This window comes from Streptomyces sp. NPDC034670 (assembly GCF_055574875.1).
Map to the genome: position 1 here is coordinate 1 of NZ_JBVITR010000083.1, position 17479 is coordinate 17479.

Annotated in this window: 9 protein-coding genes; 4 read left to right on the top strand and 5 right to left on the bottom strand. The window is 73.1% G+C overall.

What is annotated here, in order from left to right; genetic code table 11:
* Positions 1-327 precede the first annotated feature (327 nt).
* The gene (locus tag ACZ56B_RS31230; RefSeq protein ID WP_468797922.1) at positions 328-1101 is read left to right on the top strand and encodes a thioesterase II family protein; all 774 of its coding nucleotides are present in this window, start codon (positions 328-330) and stop codon (positions 1099-1101) included.
* Positions 1102-1164: 63 nt separating this feature from the next.
* Here ACZ56B_RS31230 and ACZ56B_RS31235 read toward each other — a convergent pair whose 3' ends face one another.
* The 4 genes from ACZ56B_RS31235 to ACZ56B_RS31250 form a co-directional block, all read right to left on the bottom strand.
* Positions 1165-1800: a LuxR C-terminal-related transcriptional regulator gene (locus ACZ56B_RS31235; protein ID WP_468797925.1), complete on the bottom strand. Its 636-nt coding sequence runs from the start codon at positions 1798-1800 to the stop codon at positions 1165-1167.
* Between the two features lie 439 nt (positions 1801-2239).
* Entirely contained in the window at positions 2240-5011 is a 2772-nt protein-coding gene (locus tag ACZ56B_RS31240) for an AAA family ATPase (RefSeq protein ID WP_468797928.1), read from the bottom strand.
* A gap of 3 nt (positions 5012-5014) precedes the next feature.
* Positions 5015-7582, bottom strand: a complete 2568-nt coding sequence (locus ACZ56B_RS31245) for an AAA family ATPase (protein ID WP_468797931.1) — start codon at positions 7580-7582, stop codon at positions 5015-5017.
* Positions 7583-7904: 322 nt separating this feature from the next.
* A complete protein-coding gene (locus ACZ56B_RS31250) occupies positions 7905-10739 on the bottom strand; it encodes an ATP-binding protein (RefSeq protein ID WP_468797934.1) in 2835 nt (944 codons plus the stop codon).
* Positions 10740-11186: 447 nt separating this feature from the next.
* On the opposite strand from ACZ56B_RS31250, the gene ACZ56B_RS31255 reads away from it, so the two are divergent.
* From ACZ56B_RS31255 to ACZ56B_RS31265, 3 genes are all read left to right on the top strand, one after another.
* A complete protein-coding gene (locus ACZ56B_RS31255; protein ID WP_468797937.1) occupies positions 11187-12374 on the top strand; it encodes a cytochrome P450 in 1188 nt (395 codons plus the stop codon).
* Between the two features lie 182 nt (positions 12375-12556).
* A complete protein-coding gene (locus tag ACZ56B_RS31260) occupies positions 12557-13747 on the top strand; it encodes a cytochrome P450 (RefSeq protein WP_468797940.1) in 1191 nt (396 codons plus the stop codon).
* 38 nt (positions 13748-13785) lie between these two features.
* Positions 13786-14619 (top strand): phytanoyl-CoA dioxygenase family protein, encoded by an 834-nt coding sequence (locus ACZ56B_RS31265; protein WP_468797943.1) that lies wholly within the window; start codon positions 13786-13788, stop codon positions 14617-14619.
* 87 nt (positions 14620-14706) lie between these two features.
* Here the strand turns inward: ACZ56B_RS31265 and ACZ56B_RS31270 are convergent.
* Positions 14707-17479 (bottom strand): acyltransferase domain-containing protein (locus tag ACZ56B_RS31270; RefSeq protein ID WP_468797946.1); only part of this gene is annotated, 2773 nt, incomplete at its 5' end.

Genomic DNA, 17479 nt, shown 5'->3' on the forward strand with positions numbered 1-17479 from the left:
TTCGAGTAGACCGAGTGGATCATCAGCTGGAGCAGCTGACGGGCCTCTACCTGGAACTCAAACGTTTCGGTCGGCATGGTTCGCGAGTACCTCACAGGTCCACTGTTCGCCTGAACTGGTGGAGCTCACTCTAAAACAGCAAGTCAGGGCGAAATGCTAGTCTTTCGGCCGGTGGCGGCGGCCGGGGTGACCGGAACCGTGGTGGCGGGGGCGGGCGGCAAGTGTAGGGATTTGCGGGGTGCGGGCCCTCTTCAATGGCCGGGTGACGGCAGGCGGACGCGCCGCGGACCGCCTGCCGCACCGACGAAACCTCTGGAAAGGGATGCCATGTCGCGTATCGCCGACGACGCCACCACGGCCTGGATCCGCCGTTACCATCCGTCCGCCGACAGTGCCGTGCGGCTCGTCTGCTTTCCCCACGCGGGTGGCTCGGCCAGCTTCTTCCACCCGGTCTCGGTGCGCTTCGCCCCGGAGGCCGACGTGGTGGCCCTGCAGTACCCGGGGCGCCAGGACCGGCACAGGGAGCCGTGCATCGAGGACATCGGTGAGCTGGCGGACCGGTTGGCCGAGGAGATCGGCGGGCTGAGCGAGAAGCCGACGGTTTTCTTCGGGCACAGCATGGGCGCGGTCCTCGCCTTCGAGACGGCGCTGCGGCTGGAGGCGTCGGGCGACAATCCGCCGCGCACGGTCGTCGCCTCCGGGCGCCGCGCCCCCTCGACCCGCCGTGACGAGCGGGTCCATCAGCGGGACGACGACGGGGTGGTCGCCGAGCTGCGGTTGCTCAACGGCACCGACTCGGCGGTGTTCGGGAACGACGAGCTGCTGCGGATGGCGATGCCGGCGATCCGCGGGGACTACCGGGCCATCGAGACGTACACCTGCGCTCCGGGGCGCAGGGTGCGGTGCGCGCTCACCGTGCTGACCGGTGACCGCGACCCGCGGACGACGCTGGACGAGGCCTCGGCGTGGCAGGAGCACACGGAGGGCACGTTCCGCATGCAGGTCTTCGCCGGCGGTCACTTCTTCCTCACCGACCACCAGAGCGCCGTGAACGCCGAGATCCAGAAGGAGCTCGACGCGGCGCGTACGTCGGTGTCGTGAGCCGGCCGCGGAGGGCTTCCCGCACGGGTGGGGGCCCTCCGCGGTCCTGTACGGTCCGGGCGGTCATTCGGAGACGAACTCCGGACGCACCCGGGGCGGCCACTGGCCGACGGCGAACACGCCCATGGAGTAGCTCTTCGATATCAGCGCCGGCCGGTTGGTGACCTTCATCTTCCGCAGCAGCGAGGAGACGTGGTACTCCACTCCGCCGCGGCTGAGGAAGAGTTTCGCGGCGAGCTGGACCGTCGATTCACCGGCCGCCACGCCCTCCAGGATGCGTGCGTGCATCGGGCTGAACAGCTTGCGCCGGGCGCTCACGATCTGTGGTCCGGTCTCGGACTCGTCCGGATCGACCAGGACCAGGATGCGGTCGACCCGGCCGGCGCCGCCACGTACCGCGATGCCGGTCATCTCACCGAGGAAGACGGAGTCCTTCGCGTCCAGCGCGACCATGTGGTCGGCGAAGCGGGGGCTCTGGCCGTCCGCCAACCGGATCAGCTCGTTCTTCAGCTTGCCCTGCACGCTGGGGTGCAGGAACTCGCAGAAGTTCTTGCCCGTCCCGCGCCCGGGGCTCCAGCCGAACTGGCGGGCGAAGGACTGGTTGGCCTCCAGGATCCGAAATTCCAGATCCAGGTTGGCCATGCACACGAAGGACTGCTCGAAAAGCGCCCAATAACTGTCGCGATACGGTTCCGACACCCAGTTGTGCGTCGCGTCGGAAAGTTTCTCTGCAAAGTCGAGGCCTGCGTTCTTCATGGGGGGTGGGCCACTCTCTCTCGGAGCTGATGACCAGAAGAACATCCCGTCGAGCGGAATCTTCTTTACTCATGACATTGCCACCACCTGAAAAACCATGTCAAGGCCGACCGGGTTCCGACCAGCCCTTTTGTTCCTAAGACTGCGGTACCGCACGGCGATGGTTCGGTGTCCATTGCGGTCCTACCGTCGAGTACTTTCCGAAGCGCCGCGAAATCTCCCGAACTGGAAGCGATGGCGCACGTCAGGGCCATGATCTGCGAAGCTGCCACAGGGCTCGGGAAGATGCCTGGGGGGACCCCGGGGAGCAATTCGTTACCCATTGGTAACGGCGAAGAAAAGGAGAGAGCTCAAACGAGCGACCGGACGGTCAATGCGAGCGCTACGCCTGCCCCAGGGTACGGGCGAGTTCGTCACGTCCGGAGATGCCGAATTTACGGTAGGAACTCGTCAGGTGCCTTTCCACGGCCCGCGTACTCGTTCCCAGTTCTGCGGCGATCTCCCGGTTGCTGAGTCCGCGCGCCGCCCGTTCCGCGACCTTCATTTCGGCAGGGGTGAGTCCCGCGACGACGGCCCGGGCGGGCCTCGTCGACATTCCCGACCGGATACCGTCCGGAGTGTTCCGTAATTCGGCGGCCAGTCGTCGCCCGCGCTGCCACAGGCGGTCGCCCTCGGCGTCCGAGGTCCGCCGCAGCCGACCGCCCAGGGCGGCCAGGGCCTGCGCGAGTTCGTACCGGTTGCCCCGCGTCTCCAGGAGGTCGACGGCCTGCCGCAGCAGGGCGACGCCTCCCGGACCCTCGGTGAGGGTGCCGCGCAGCCGCAGCGTGCGACCCAGGATGGTGGGTGCGCCCCAGACGCGGGCGCGCTCGTGACATTCGTCGGCCAGGGCGGCGGCCTCGGCGGTCCGGCCGAGCCGGTGCTGGACGAACGCCGCCCGCACCTGCCAGTCGGCGATCGCCGGGTTGAGCCAGCCGGCCCGCTCCAGCACCCGGCCGCAGTCGAGGTACTGCGCGAGGGCCACCGGCAGGTTGCCGTGCGCCTCGGCACGCAGTCCGCGCAGCGCCCGTTGCAGGGCGAACAACCGCAGGTCGGCGGCCGACTCGACGGAGTCGGTCACCTGCCCGGCCAGCTCCGCGTCCGCGAGTTCGAGCGCGACCCGCCCCAGGGTGAGGACGGGCAGCAGCCGCTCTTCCGGGGGCGCCCCGTCCGCGAGCGCGAAGGCGCGGGTGCCGCATTCACGGGCGAGTGCGATCTCGCCCCGGGCCAGCAGGAGGAGTCCGCGCTGCGCCTCCACCCTGGCCATGAGGCCGGGGGCGCCCTCCCGTGCGGCGTGCAGCCGTGCCGCGTCCAGCCAGGAGGCGGCGGCCTGTGGTTCGTCCACCGTGTACAGGACCGGCGGCAGCAGCTCCAGCGCGGGGCCGGGCAGCGCGGCGTGCGCGGGTTCCCGGTCCAGGACCTGGCGGGCCATGCGGGCGATGTCCTGGTGGGCGGCCTCGCCGCCCACGGCGGCGGCGAACAGCAGCACGGTCCGCAGTTCCCGTTCCGACGACGGCGGTCCGGTGTGCCGCTCCCCCAGTTCGTTCAGCCGCCGTGCCGCAGACGTGACGAACCGCGGGTCGTGCAGCCCGGCGTAGCGGGCGCGGGCCTCCAGCCGCATCGCCAGCTGCCTGCCGTGCCGGTCGGTCTCTCGGGGCGTGCCGAGGACGGCGGCCGTCTCGCGGACGAGGTCGGCGAGCTGGGGGTCGTTGCCGACGACGTGCATCGGGGTGCTGGAGACGACTTCCGCCCGGCGCCTGATGTGCGGCATGAGCCGGGCGGCCTGCACGAGGTGCCGGCCGGCCGAGGCAGATCCCGACTCCAGTTCCGTGACACCGAGTTCGAAGAGCAGCTCGGCCCGTACACGGCTGGTGGCCGGCACGTCGACGAGGGCGCGGCTGAGGTAGCGCACGGCCGCGTCGGGGGCGCCCCTGCGCCGGGCGCCGGCGGCGGCGGTGCGCAGCTGGTGGATCTCCCAGGGGTCGCCCAGCCGGTCGACGTGCAGCAGCGGTGCGGCGACGTCCTCGGGGTCGGCTCCGCACTCGTCGAGCAGGACCGACGCCTGCCGGTGCCGGTGGGAGCTCTCCTCGTCGCCCATGGCCCGCAGGACGATCCCGGCGACCGCGCGGACGGACGCCGCGGACGGCTCCGGGTCGTCGTCGGCGGTGCCGGGCCAGGTGCCGGACAGGATCTCGCGGGCGTGGTCGCACTGCTCCTGGCTGAGTCCGGCGAGCCGCGCGGCGAGGTCGTCCGTGGCCCGGTCCCCGAGGACCGCGACGGCCTTGGCGAAGGCCTCCACGACGGGTTCGCGGCGCAGCAGCAGGAGCAGCCGCTCCCGGCGCAGCGATTCGCCGAGTTCCCGCAGCCGCGTCGTGTGCCAGGCGGGTCCGCCCAGGCGCCTGAGCCGGGCCCGGTCACACAGCACCTTGAGGTCCTTGGGCCGGCCGCCGGTGACGTGGTGGCAGGCCGACGCGAACTCCTCGGGGCAGCGCGGCCCCAGCCGGTCGGCGACCAGCCGGCCCGTGGCCCGGCGGGACAGTGCCCGGGCCCGTACGCGGTGGGTGGCGGCGGCCGCGATGTCCCGGACGAGCGGGTCGCGGGCGCTCGGACCGTCCTTGCGGACCACGGCCACCAGCATCCGCAGGCCTTCGAGTCGCGCCGCGAGGTGGGCCAGCACGTGCAGGGAGGGTTCGTCGACCCAGCCGAGGTCGTCGACGGCGAGCAGCACGGTGCGGTCGGTGCTGATCCCGGCGAGCAGGATGTGCAGCCAGTGCAGGGTGTCGGCGAGGTCGGCGGCGGTGGGGTCCCGCGGGTGCGGCCCGTCGGCCGCGGCGAGCAGCGGGCCGGCGGGCCCGGGTGTGGGTACCCCCGGGTCGGCGAGCAGGGGCAGCACGAACTGGCGTACGACGCCGAACGGGACGCCGCGTTCGCCGAAGGCGCCGCCGGAGCGCAGGACGAGCAGGCCGGCGGACGCCGCGAGGTCGGCCAGCCGGTGCAGGAGCGCGGTGGTGCCGGTGCCGGCGCCGCCGTCGATGAGGACGAGCGCGCCGGAACCCGACTGTGCCTCCGCGACGGCCTTGTCGAGGACGGTCAGTTCCTGTTCGCGCTCCAGCAGCATGGGTCAGCCGTCCTCCTGCCCGGCCAGCAGGTGGGTGACCAGGGCGGAGCGGCCCTTGACGCCGAGCCTGCGGTAGAGCTTGGTGAGCCGCAGTTCGACGGTGCGGGTGGACAGGCCGAGCCGGGTGGCGATCTCGCGGTTGCCGTGGCCGGCCAGGACGAGGTCGGTGACGGCGCGTTCGGCGTCGGACAGTTCCCGGTCCTCGGGGTCCGCCGGGGTCGCGGCGGGTGCGCTGCGGGACGTCACACCGGGCAGGTCGACGCCGTAGCGGGCGAGTGTGTCGTGGGTGCGGGTGCGCAGGCCGGTGAAGGCGTCGGCGGTGCCCCAGCGTTCGACGACGCGGTGTTCCTCGGCGAGGAGTTCGGCTGCGGCGTCCGGGGCGCCCAGGTGGTGGTGGGCGACGGCGGCGGTGCCGCGCCAGGGGATGAGCATGGGGTTGTGCCACCGTTTGGAGCGGAGCAGCCGGCCGCACTCCTCCAGCAGGAGCAGGGCGCCGGCGGCGTCCCCGTCGATCAGGGCGAGTTCGGCTCGCGCGTACAGCAGGAAGCCCGAGGTGACGCTGTGGCCCCCGGTGCGGGTGCGGGACCGCTCGGCGACGCGTCGGGCCTCGTCCACGCGCCCGCACCGGACGAGGGCGAGGACTTCCGCCGCGGTCAGCCGGGGCCGCAGCAGCGTGTGCCAGGAGGCGGGCGGGAGTTCGCGGGTGGCGGCGGCCAGGTCGCGCAGTCCGTCCTCGGGACGGCCGAGGCGTACGGCCGCCTCTGCCCGGGTCAGCAGGGCCTGTGCGGCGACGGCGCGGGCACCGGCGGCGTCGGCGTCGGTGATGACGGCATCAAGGCGGTCCAGGCCGCCGGTGACGTCGTCCGCGCACAGCAGGGCGCGGGAGGCGGCGATGCGGCACATGAGGGGGACGTCGGCGGGTTCGGCGAGGGTGGTGCGGGCGAGGTCGAGCACGCGGACGCGGTCGTCGGCGCGGGCGGCCAGGGTCCAGGCGAGCACGGCGGCCTGGGCGGGGTGTCCGGGGTGGTCGGTGTGGGCGGGCGGCGGGGCGACGAGGGGCGGTCCGCCGGTCTCGTCGCGGGCGAGCCGGCCGAGGGCGCGCAGCGGGCGGAGTTGCGCGTCGGGTATCGCGGTCAGCGCCCTTTGGTGGACATCGGCGATGACCCAGCGGGTGGTTTCGGCGTCGCCCCGGCTGAGCAGCAGGTCGGCGGCGTGGAGGACGGCGGACCAGGTCTCCTGGGTGGCGTGGCGGAGCATGACCTGGCGGAGCCGGCCGTCGCTTGCCTGCGGGGCGGTGACGGCCTCGACGCCGGCGAGGCGAAGGAGGAGCCGGGCGCGTTCGGGCTCGGTGACGGGCTCGCGCAGGGCGTGGCGCAGGGCCGCGGTGGTGACGTCGGCCGGGCGGGGCCGGGTGGTCGGGGCGCTGTCCGTCGCGCTCCAGGGCCTCACGAGTCCCGTGACGGCGCCGAGCATGTCGGCGACGGTACCGATCCGGTCGCTGCTTCCGCCGTGCAGGGCGGCCGCCCTCAGGTGCAGGGTGTCGCGTTCGGCGCGGGTCATGCCGGCGAGTACGTCGTCGGCGAACCAGGGGTGGGCGAGCCGGGGGGTGCCGGCCTCGGCCAGCAGCCCGCAGGCGCGCAGGGCCTCCACGGCGTCGTCGAACGGGGTGGCGTCGAGGCCGGCGACGGCGGCGATCTGCCCGGAGTCGAGCAGGTGGCCGACGGCCGCGATCACCCTCAGCAGGCCGACGGTGTCCTCGGAGAGGCCGTGGGCGGTCGTCAGGGCACGCTCGGACCAGGCGGCCCGTGCGGTGGCGACGAGGTGGGGTAAGGCGTCGGTGCCGAGGGGCCGGTCGAGTTCGGCCATCCGGTCGGCGACGGCGCGCAGCACGGCCGGTGAGCCCCCGGCGACCGCGGTGGCGGCGAGCACGGACCTCTCCAGCGGCCGCCCGGCGTACCTCTCCAGCAGGGTGTGCGCCTCGTCGGCGGTCAGGGGTTCGAGGCGCAGCGTGTGCACGGGGCAGGGGCGGGCGGGGTCGTGGGTTCCGGCCGCGGCGAAGGCCTGACGGACCGGCAGGGGCGAGGTGGCCAGCGCGAGGACCGGGCCGTCGTGGGCGTGCCCGCCCAGTCGGACGAGCCAGCGCAGGGATTCGGTGTCGGCGAGGTGGACGTCGTCCACGGCCAGCAGGACGGGACGTCCGGTCCATTCGGCGAGCAGTGTGTCGCACATGCGGGCGACGGCCGCCGTCGGCCGGGTGCCGGGGCCGAGGGCGCCGGCGAGCGCGCCGAAGCGGGACGGCGGGCACAGGGTGGCCATCAGCTGGGTGACCGTGCCGTACGGGATGCGGGACTCGCGGGGTGAGCAGCGGGCGACGCCGACGGCGACGCCGGCGGCGCGGGCCCGGGTGACGGCCCATTCGAGGACGGCGCTGCGTCCGGTGCCCACGGGGCCTGTGACGACGGCGAGTTCACAGGCGCCGTTCTCCAGCCGGGTGACGAGGCCGTCGATCGCGCCGAGGACGGAGTCCCGCCCGACGAGGCGGGTGGGGGCCAGCGCGGGAGGCACCGTCACGGGGCCGACCGCCGGTTCGGGTCGTGCCTGTCGCGGGCGACAGGGGCCGGGAGACGGACGGTGAGCCGCACCAGGGGACTCCGCATGCGCACCTCTCGCCTCACGACAGCCAGTGACCTGCTCTTCCTGTCTTCCTGCGAATCGGAGATTACATACCTTGCCCCGGCATTACAGGTTCCCCCTGGGAACCCTGAGCTTTTTTTGAGGTTACGGCGAATCGACACGCGTTGACCGGAGGGTTCCGCGAGACGCAACGTGCGTTGATGGAAGGCGTATCTCTAATTGCTCCGGTATCCCAGAGGAACGCGGGCCGCCCGGCAGGTTACTGCGCGGGGTTCCATCGGCCGGCGAGAACGGTGGCGAGCTCCTGCCGGCCCCGGATGCCGAGCTTTCGGTAGACGCTCGTCAGATGGAACTCGACGGTGCGCTGCGTGAGGAACAGCGCTTCGGCGATCTCTCGGTTCGTGGCACCGGCCGCGGCCCGCTCGGCAACGTGGCGTTCACTTCCGCTCAGCGCGTCGGTCGGTGATTCGGTGCTGTGCCGCAATCGCCCGCCGGCGGCGGCCAGTGCCGGCAGTGCCTGGGCGAGGAGAAGCTTGCTCCCGCACAGCACGGCCAGATCGATGGAGCGGCGCAGCCTTTCCCGGGCGCCCTCGGCGTCGCCGCGCTCCAGCAGCCGGCGGCCGAGCTCGTGTTCGGCGCGGGTGCTCTCCAGTCGTCCCGCGCTGCCGTCGAGGAGCCGGGCGGCCTCGGTCAGCTCCTCGACACCGTTGTCGCCGGGGGTCAGGATGCCGCGGGCGAAGCGGTGCATGCCCAGCACCCGGGCCGTGCCCCAGCGCCGTACCGCCGGTTCCACCTGCTCGACGATCTCCAGCCCCTCGTCGGCGCGGCCGAGTTCGGCGAGCACCTGCGCGGCGTCGTACCACCAGGGTGCCAGTACCGGGCTGCCGATGCCGGCCGCGGCGAGGCTGTCGCCGCACTGCCGCAGGTACCGGAGGGCTCCTTCCAGGTCACCGAGCGCCGCCCGGGCGCGCGCCCGGGTCATCAGGTAGGTGTGGTACTCGAGGGCGAACTGGTCCAACCGGGGCCTGCCGACCATGTCGAGCAGTTCCTCCGCGCGCTGCGCCTCGCCCCGGTGCACCAGGGCCTCCGCGAGCGCGCTCTGCGGGCCGACCGCGCTGAACACGCGCAGGTTGCGGTGGGCAAGGTCGAAGGCCAGCTGCGCGTCGGACAGAGCCTGCGTGATGTTGCCCGTCCACAGGTGCACCTGGGCCCGGGTGGTGGAGGCGAGGGCGCAGGTCCATGCCTCGCCGCGTTTCTGGGCGTGTTCGAGCAGGGCGGTGAGGGCGGCGTCGACCGGCTTGATCTCGTCGGCCAGATAGAGGGTGAGGCTGGAACCGAGGGCACCCCAGCCGCCGAGGGACACGTCTCCCATGCGCAGAACTCGTTCGGCCGCGGGTACGACGTCGGCGGCGGGCCTGCCCTCCAGGGTGCCGAGCGCGCACAGCATGCCCAGCAGCAGGCGTTCCTCGGCGGTTTCACCGGGCGGCGCGGCGTGGTCCCGGAAGCGTTCGCTCACGCTGCGCACGGTCGTCTTCTCGTCCAGTCCGGCGACCAGCACCATGGCCTCGACGCGGGTGCGCAGTGCCTGGTCGGCCGGGGAGTTGCCGAGCTCGGTCTCGCACAACTCGAGTGCCTCGTTGACGAGTTCGAAGGCGCGCAGGGAGTGGTACGCGCCGAGCGCGGTCACCACGTACTGGATGATCAGCCGGCACCGGGTGCGGGGCTCGGTCACGAGCGTCAGCGCGTGCTCCAGCCTGTTCAGCGCGGTACGCGGGTCGCTGTTGGCGAGGGTCCTGGCGGAGTCGGCGAGGAGTTCGACGTCGTCGGGATCGTGGCACAGGGCGCGGGTGAGGTACTGGCCGGCGACGGCGGGTGCGCCGCGCTGCTCGGCGCCGAGCGCGGCGGAGCGCAGTGCCGTGACCATCCAGGGTTCCGGGATGTCCGACAGGCGCATCAGCTGGACGGCGACCTGTTCGGTGGGGCTTCCGGAGTCGTTGAGCAACCGGGCAGCACGCTCGCGCAGTTCGACGAGCTCGGTGTCCGGGGTGGCGTCGAGTACGGCCTGCCGGATGAGGTCGTGCCGGTAGCCGAGGGAGTCGGGGTGCAGCAGGCCGGCTTCGCGCAGCGCGTCGACGGCGCGGCCCGCGGGTCCCGGCCGGGTGCCGGCGAGGGCGGCGACGGGTTCGAGGTCGTCGGTCTCCAGGACCGCGATCGCCTTGGCGACGGCGAGCCGTTCGGGTGTGAGCCGGTCGACGCGGAAGCGGGCCACCGCTCCGTGGCCGAACCCGTCGGACAGTGCGGCGGCGGCCGGCCCGGACACGGGCGGGAGGTTCCTCAGCTCGCCCGCCACCCTCTGCACCAGGAAGGGCGTGCCGCCGGTGATCTCCATGCAGCGGTCGACGACCGACGGATCGGGCGTCGTCCCGAGGGCGGCGGTGAGCATGTCGCGCACGGCATCGTCGGTGAGGGGCTGCACGTCGACGGTGAGGCAGGCGGCGGCGTCGGCCATCTCGTCGAGCACGTCGGGCCGTCGGACCTCGACCTCGCTGCGCAGGGTCATGAACAGCGCGACCGGCAGGTCCTCGGCGCGCCTGAGGAGGAAGCCGAGCCAGCGCAGTGAGGCCTCGTCGCACCACTGGACGTCGTCGACGGCGAGGACGAGGGGTTTGTCGGCGGCGAGTCCGGCGGTGAGCCAGTACAGGCCGTGCATGACGGCGTAGGTGTCGACGGGGACGGCCGCGGGCGCCCCGGCGACGGTGAGTGCGGGCAGGGCCAGACGGGCGCTGCCGCGCAGCAGCGGGTGGTCGGCGGGGTCCTCCGCGGTCAGGCCGAGCGGCGCGAAGAGGGCGCGGACGGTGGCGTACGCGCCGGCGCCGTTCTCCTGGCACTTCACGGTGAGCACGTGGGCGTCGCCGGCCAGTTCGCCGAGCGCGGCGGACATCAGGCGGGTCTTGCCCATGCCGGCGGGACCGCGCAGCAGTACCGCCCGGCCCTCACCGGCCCCGTGGACGTGCTCGCGCACCAGCGAGAGCTCCAGGTCCCGGCCGACGAGTCCGGGCTCGTCCGCCACCTCCGGGCCGATGAGTGAGGCCACCGTGACTCCTGTACTGCCCCACCACACAAGGGAGTTGGGGATGGTCCGAACCTTGGCTGCATGTCCGATCATACGCACGTCCCGCGTTGCGCTTCCCGACGCAACGCACAACCCCGGACGAGAACGGCACGCCCCACCCCTCGGCACGAGCCGGACGATCCACCGCCAACCCGCGATCGCCAACGAAATCCGCGCCCCGGGCGTGCGGGGGCGGTCCGGGCCGGACACGGCCCGGGGAAATGCGCACCGCCCGCTGGAATCCGGAGCCGCAGCGACGCGGAAAGCGAATGAGTTCCGTTCTCGCCACGTGTCGCATTACGCGCCGTTCCCCGTGGGGACTCCTCGTTTTCCTAGGGAATTCCCCAGTCTCGTCAGGATAGGGCCGTTCGAGGCGGACCGGCCGACGGCATTCTGGGCGTCCCACCCTCTCTCCCGCAGGATTTTATCGTGAACACGTCAAAAGGCGCCGAGTTACCGCGGCTGACCACCGAGTCGCGGCCGGTGTTCGCCGCCGGCCCGTCGCACGCCCTGCGGGACGGACCGGCCATCCGCCGAGTGCTCACTCCGGCGGGGGACCCGGCGTGGCTCGTCACCCGGCACGCCGAGACCAGGGAACTGCTCCGGGACGAGCGCCTGGGGCGCCATCATCCCCGGCCGGCCTCGGCGCCCCGCTATGTCGACAGCCCTCTCGTGGAGATGCTGATCGTCGACGACGCGGACGTGGCACGGCGGCTGCACCGGGAGGTCCGGGCGCTGCTCACACCTCAGTTCGCGGCCCGCAGGATGCGCGAGCTCCAGCCGCGCGTCGCGGCCGCCGCGCAGACCCTGGCCGAGGTCTTCGCCGGGCGCGAGCAGCCGGCGGACCTGCACGCGTCGTTCTCCTTCCCGTACGCGCTGGGCATCCTGTTCGACCTGATCGGCGTCCCCGAGACGGAACGCGGCCGGTGTGCCGCGCTGCTCCGTGACCTCGGCCGGGTCGGAACGGCGGACGAGCCACCGCCGGGGCCGGGCACCCTGTTCGCGCTGTTCCGCGAACTGGCGGCCGCCTCCCGGAGCGCGCCCGGCGACGACGTCCTGTCCCGGCTGGTCGCCTCCGGAGTGCCCGACGACCGGACCGCCGCGCTCGCCGCGACGCTGCTGTTCGCAGGCCTGGAGAGCGTGGTCAGTCACGTCGACCTGGGTGTGGTGCTGCTCGCCCGCCACGACGAGCAGCGCGAGGCGGCGCTCACCTCCCCGGAGGCGATGGCGGGGGTGGTGGAGGAGGTGCTCAGGTGCGGCAAGCGGTCCGGTTCCGTCCTCCCCCGGTACGCCGGTGAGGACATCGAGGTGGGCGGGGTCACCGTCCGTGCCGGTGAGCTGGTCCTGCTGGACTTCGCCCTCGCCAACCACGACGAGCGGGTCTTCGAGGCACCCGGCGCCTTCGACCCCACCCGGTCCCCCAACCCCCACCTGTCGTTCGGGCACGGGGTGTGGCACTGCGTCGGCGCCTCGCTGGCCCGGATCGAGCTGGCGGAGGCGTACGGCGCGCTCTTCCGCCGGATGCCCGCACTGCGCCCGGCGGTACCGGAGGAACAGCTCGTGACGGGCGCCGGGCGGCTCGTCGGGGGCCCGGAGGAATTGCCGGTGGTGTGGTAGCGGGCGAAGGCGTGGGGCCGACCGGGTGGAGCGGTCCGACGGCGGGACGGCGAGACGGGATCGGTTCGGCGGTGGGCGCGTGGTGATGACTAGGGATTTGCCCGCCGCGGCTCCCCCATCCTTCGTCCGACGCCGGGCGCCCCGGCGTCCCGGTGGCACGTCCCGGTGAGAGGGGATGGCACGTGACAGCCACAGACGTACAGGGCGATGCCGCGCGGCGGGTCGACTTCCCGTTCCGCCGCCCCGGTGAGCCCTTCCCGCCGCCCAGTTACGCCGCGTACCGCGCACGCGAGGGCCTGGTGTGGTCGATGATGCCGGGGGGCCAGCGGGTCTGGCTGCTGACCCGGTTCGAGGACGTGCGGGAGGCACTTCTCAGCCCGCACCTCAGCTCCGACTCCCGCAACGACGGCTTCCCGACGCCGGGCCGGACCGGCGGACCGCCCTCGCAGACGCAGATCCCCGGGTGGTTCGCCACGCTCGACCCTCCCGAGCACGAGCGCTACCGCAAGGTCCTGATGCAGCCCTTCACGGCCCGCCGTATGAAGGAGCTGCGGCCCAGGATCCAACGGGTCGTCAAGGACTGCGTGGAGTCGCTGGTCGCCAAGGGCAGTCCGGCCGACCTGGTCGCCGACTTCGCGGTGCCCGTCCCGTCACTGGTGATCTGCGAGCTGCTGGGCGTGCCGCAGGCCGACCGGGCGTTCTTCGAGTCCCGGATCGCCGTCCTCGTCACCCTCGCCGCCACCGACGAGGAGCGCGACCGGGCCACGACGGAACTGCTGCGCTACCTGGGCCGGATGGTCACCATCAAGCGGCGCCGGCCCGGGGACGACCTGATCAGCACGATGATCGGGTCCGGGGAGCTGACCCCGATGGAGGTCGGCGGGGCCGCGCTCCTGTTGCTCATCGCGGGTCAGGAGACCACCGCCAACAACATCGCACTCGGCGCGGTCCCCCTCATGTCACACCCGGAGTGGATCCGTGACGACGGCATCGTGGACGAACTGCTGCGGTTCTACTCCGTCGCCGACCTCGTTCCGCTGCGGGTGGCCGTCGCGGACGTGGAGATCGGCGGCCAGCTCATCCGGGCCGGCGAGGGCGTGGCGCCGCTGGTGGCCGCCGCCAACTACGACGAGGCCCGCTTCGCCTGCCCGCACGCCTTCGACCCCGGCCGCTCGGCCCAGGGCCATGTGGCGTTCGGTCACGGCCGGCACAAGTGCCTCGGCCAGCATCTCGTCCGCGTCGAGATGGAACTCGCCTACCGCACCCTCTTCGACCGGCTTCCCACACTCGAGCTGGCCTGCTCCGTCGAGGAACTGACGTACAAGGACGACGGGGTGCTGTACGGGCTCGCCGCCCTGCCGGTGCGCTGGTGACCGCACCGCCCACCCGACCGACAGAACCAGGAACTCCCATGTCCGCAGACCTCACCCGGCTCCCCGCCACCGCCTCGGTGGCCGACGTCACCGCCGTCCTGGAACGCGACGGCGGTGTGATCGTCGAGGACCTCGTCGACGCAGCGACCCTGAAGGGGCTGTGGGACGACATCGGCCCCGCGCTGGACGCCGCCGGTTACGGCGACAGCTCCTTCACCGGCCAGCGCACCAAGCGGATCAGCTCGCTGTTCGCCCGCTCCCGGCACATGGAGCGCATCGCCCTCGACCCGCTGTATCTCGGCGCCGCCCGGAACCTGATCGAACGTCCGTCGACCAATTGGTTCGGCAGACAGCGCACCGACCTCGCCCCCAACGTCCAGGTGAGCATCACGCAGGCCATCCAGATCTGGCCCGGCGAGACCCCGCAGCCGCCGCACCGCGACGACATCGCGCATCTGCTGCCCTGCCCCGGGCCGACCAACCGGGTGCAGATCATGCTGGCGATGAGCGAGTTCACCGAGGAGAACGGCGCGACGATGGTCTACCCGGGCAGCCACACCTGGGAGGCGGAGCGTGCCCCGCGCCCCGAGGAGGCCGTGCCCGCCGAGATGGACCCCGGTTCGTGTCTGATCTGGGTGGGCGGCCTGTTCCACGGCGGCGGCGCCAACCTCGCCGACGACCCGCGCACCGGCCTGACGCTCGCGCTGGTACGCGGCAATCTCCGCCAGGAGGAGAACCAGTTCCTCGCCGTGCCGCGGGAGATCGTCCGCGAGTATCCCGAGGAGCTCCAGCGGCTGCTCGGGTGGGGGCTGTGCCCGCCGTTCCTCGGCTGGTACGAGCAGCAGGACCCGATCGGGCTGCTCGACGGCTGACCGTCCGGAACCCACCCGCGCCGAGGGCCGCCGCACGGGGAGTGCGGCGGCCCTCGTCCTGCCCACGGCTCCGGCGCCGCGGTCAGGTCACTGCTCCAGCAGCCACTCGTGAACGGCACGCGCGGTGGTCTCCGCGTCGCGCTCCAGCAGGGTGACGTGGTTGCCGGGGGCCGACACGCCCTCGTGGGGCAACGGCCAGGAGGGTCGCTCCGCGCCCATGAGCAGGGCCGGGTCGTGCTCGGCGGCCGCGACGAACAGGGTCCGCGGGTCCGGAGTGCGGGGCTCGGGACGCCACCCGGTGAACAGGCGGCCGTAGTGGGCGGTCGCCGTGAGCTGGTCGGCGTCGACGGGGACCTCGGGGAAGTCACGCATCAGACGGCAGCTCGTGCCCACCATGGCGAGGGCGAGGTCCTGTTCGGCCGCCGCCGGCGAGTCCAGCAGGACCAGGGCGCGCGGTGGCGCACCGGCCTCGGTGAGGGCGGCGGCGAGCAGATGGGCGAGCCAACCGCCCGAGGAGTAGGCGACGAGGGAGAGCGGCTTGTCGCCGAAGGCGGTGAGGACGGCCCGGGCCTGGTGGGCCACGGCCGCTCCGGGACTGTCCGGCAGCGGCTCCCCCGGGGCGTAGCCGGGGGTGGGGAGGACCCAGACGTCGCGGACGCCCTGAAGGGCGGCGGCGAAACGGGCGTACTGGTACGGGGTGGCCGGTGCGACGAGCGACGGAAGGCAGAGCAGGACCTCGGCCTGAGTACCGGTGGCGAGCCGGACCGGCGACGGGGCGGGTGCGGTGTGTACGGCGGGCGGGGCGTCCGTGGCGGGCAGGGTGTCCGGGGTGCCGAAGGTGGGGCGCATGGTGGCGGCCAGGTGGAGGAGGTCCAGGCCCTTCTCGTACTGCCGTTGTTCGAAGGCGTGTCGGACCAGCGCCGTGACCGGGTCCGCCGGTCCGGTGGCGGCCCGCCGGGCGTCCGCGTCGGCCAGTTGTCCGCTCACGTGCCCGGCCAGGGCGCGGAGCGTCGGGTGGTCATGGAGGGCACTGGTGGGCAGGCGCACCCCGCAGGCGCGGTTGACGCGGTCGCGGAGGTCGGTGAGGGAGAGAGAGGTGAAGCCGAGTTCGAGGAAGCTCCGGTCGGGGCCGACCTCTCCCGGGTCCGTGTGACCGAGGATGCGGGTCACTTGGGAGACGACCAGTTCCAGGACGGCGTTCTCACGCTCGGCCTGCGGGAGTGCCCGCAGCCGGGCAGCCGCCGCCGTGGGGCCGGAGGGTTCGAACGGCCCGGACGCGTCGGAGGGTCGGGACGGTTCTGTAGCCGGTGCGCCGGAGGGGGCGAGGAGACTCAACGCTCCGTTCCCGCCGTCGGCCCGGTCGGGGAGCCAGTAGCGGCGGCGGCGGAAGGCGTACGTGGGCAGTTCCACGCGTCGCGCGCCCGTCCCGGCGAACACCGCCGCCCAGTCGATGTCCGTGCCGTGCACGAAGACCTCGGCGAGGGCAGTGAGAAGGCTGGTCGTCTCCTCCCGGTCGCGGCGCAACACGCTCACGGCGGCGGTCGTGGCGCCGGGGGCCTGCGCGGTGAGGACGGGGTCGGGTCCGATCTCGAGGAGCCGTGCGGCACCCTGCGGGCCGGTCGCCGTGGTGAGCGCGTCGTGGAACCGGACGGGCCGGACGATCTGCTCCGCCCAGTAGGCGGCAGTGGTCCAGTCGCCGTCCCGTACCGCTTCACCCGTCACCGTGCTCACGGCGGGCAGGCTCGGCGTGCGGTAGGGGATCTCGGAGGCGACGGTGGCGAAGTCGTCGAGCATCGGTGCCATCAGCGGCGAGTGGAACGCGTGGCTGACCCGCAGCCGCGTCGCCCGGCGCCCCCGCGCCCGGAAGGCCTCGGCCACCGCCTCCACGGCGTCCTCCGCGCCCGAGACCACCACCGACCGGGGTCCGTTGACCGCGGCGACCGCCACCGCGCCGGCGGGCGACCCGGTGATCTCCTCCTCGGTGGCTTCGACCGCCGCCATCGCCCCGCCCTCCGGCAGTCCTTGCATCAGCCGCGCGCGGGCGGCCACCAGCCGTGCCGCGTCGGGCAGTTCGAAGACCCCGGCGGCGTAGGCCGCCGCGAACTCGCCCACCGAATGGCCGAGGACGCAGTCGGGCCGCACGCCCCACGACCGCAGCAGTTCCACCAGGGCGACCTGTACGGCGAACAGCGCGGTCTGCGCGTAGCCCGTGCGGTCGAGCAGGTTCGCCGATGCCGATCCCTCGGGCGCGAAGACCACGTCCCGTACGCCCCGGCCGAATCCGGCGGCGCCCTCCAGCTCTCCGTCGAGATGGGCGCACACGTCGTCGAAGCTCCGCGCGAAGACGGGGAACCGGACGTACAGCTCCCGTCCCATTCCGGCACGTTGACTGCCCTGCCCGGTGAACAGCCAAGCGGTGCCACCCTCGGATGCGGTACCGGTGATGATGTCCGGGGTGTCGGTGCCGAAGGCCGCGAGGGAGGCGGCCAGGGCCGGCGTGTCGGGGCCGAGGAGGACGGCGCGGTGCGTGAGGACGGCCCGGGTGGCGGCCAGGGAGAAGCCGATGTCGTGAGCCGAGTGGTCGCCGGTGACGGCAGCGCCGAGGCGTGCGGCCTGCTGGGCCAGCGACTCCGGACGGTGTGCCGAGATGACCCAGGGCACCGGGGAGAGTCGAGCGCCGGACCCGGCTTGCTGCTCCGTCGCCGCAGAGGATTCCCCGCTCGCGACCTCCTCGAGCGGGGGTTCCTCGACCGGGGATTCCTCGACCGGGGGTTCTTCGAGGATGACGTGGGCGTTGGTGCCGCTGATCCCGAACGCCGAGACACCCGCCCGGCGCGGCCGGTCACCACGCCGCCACTCC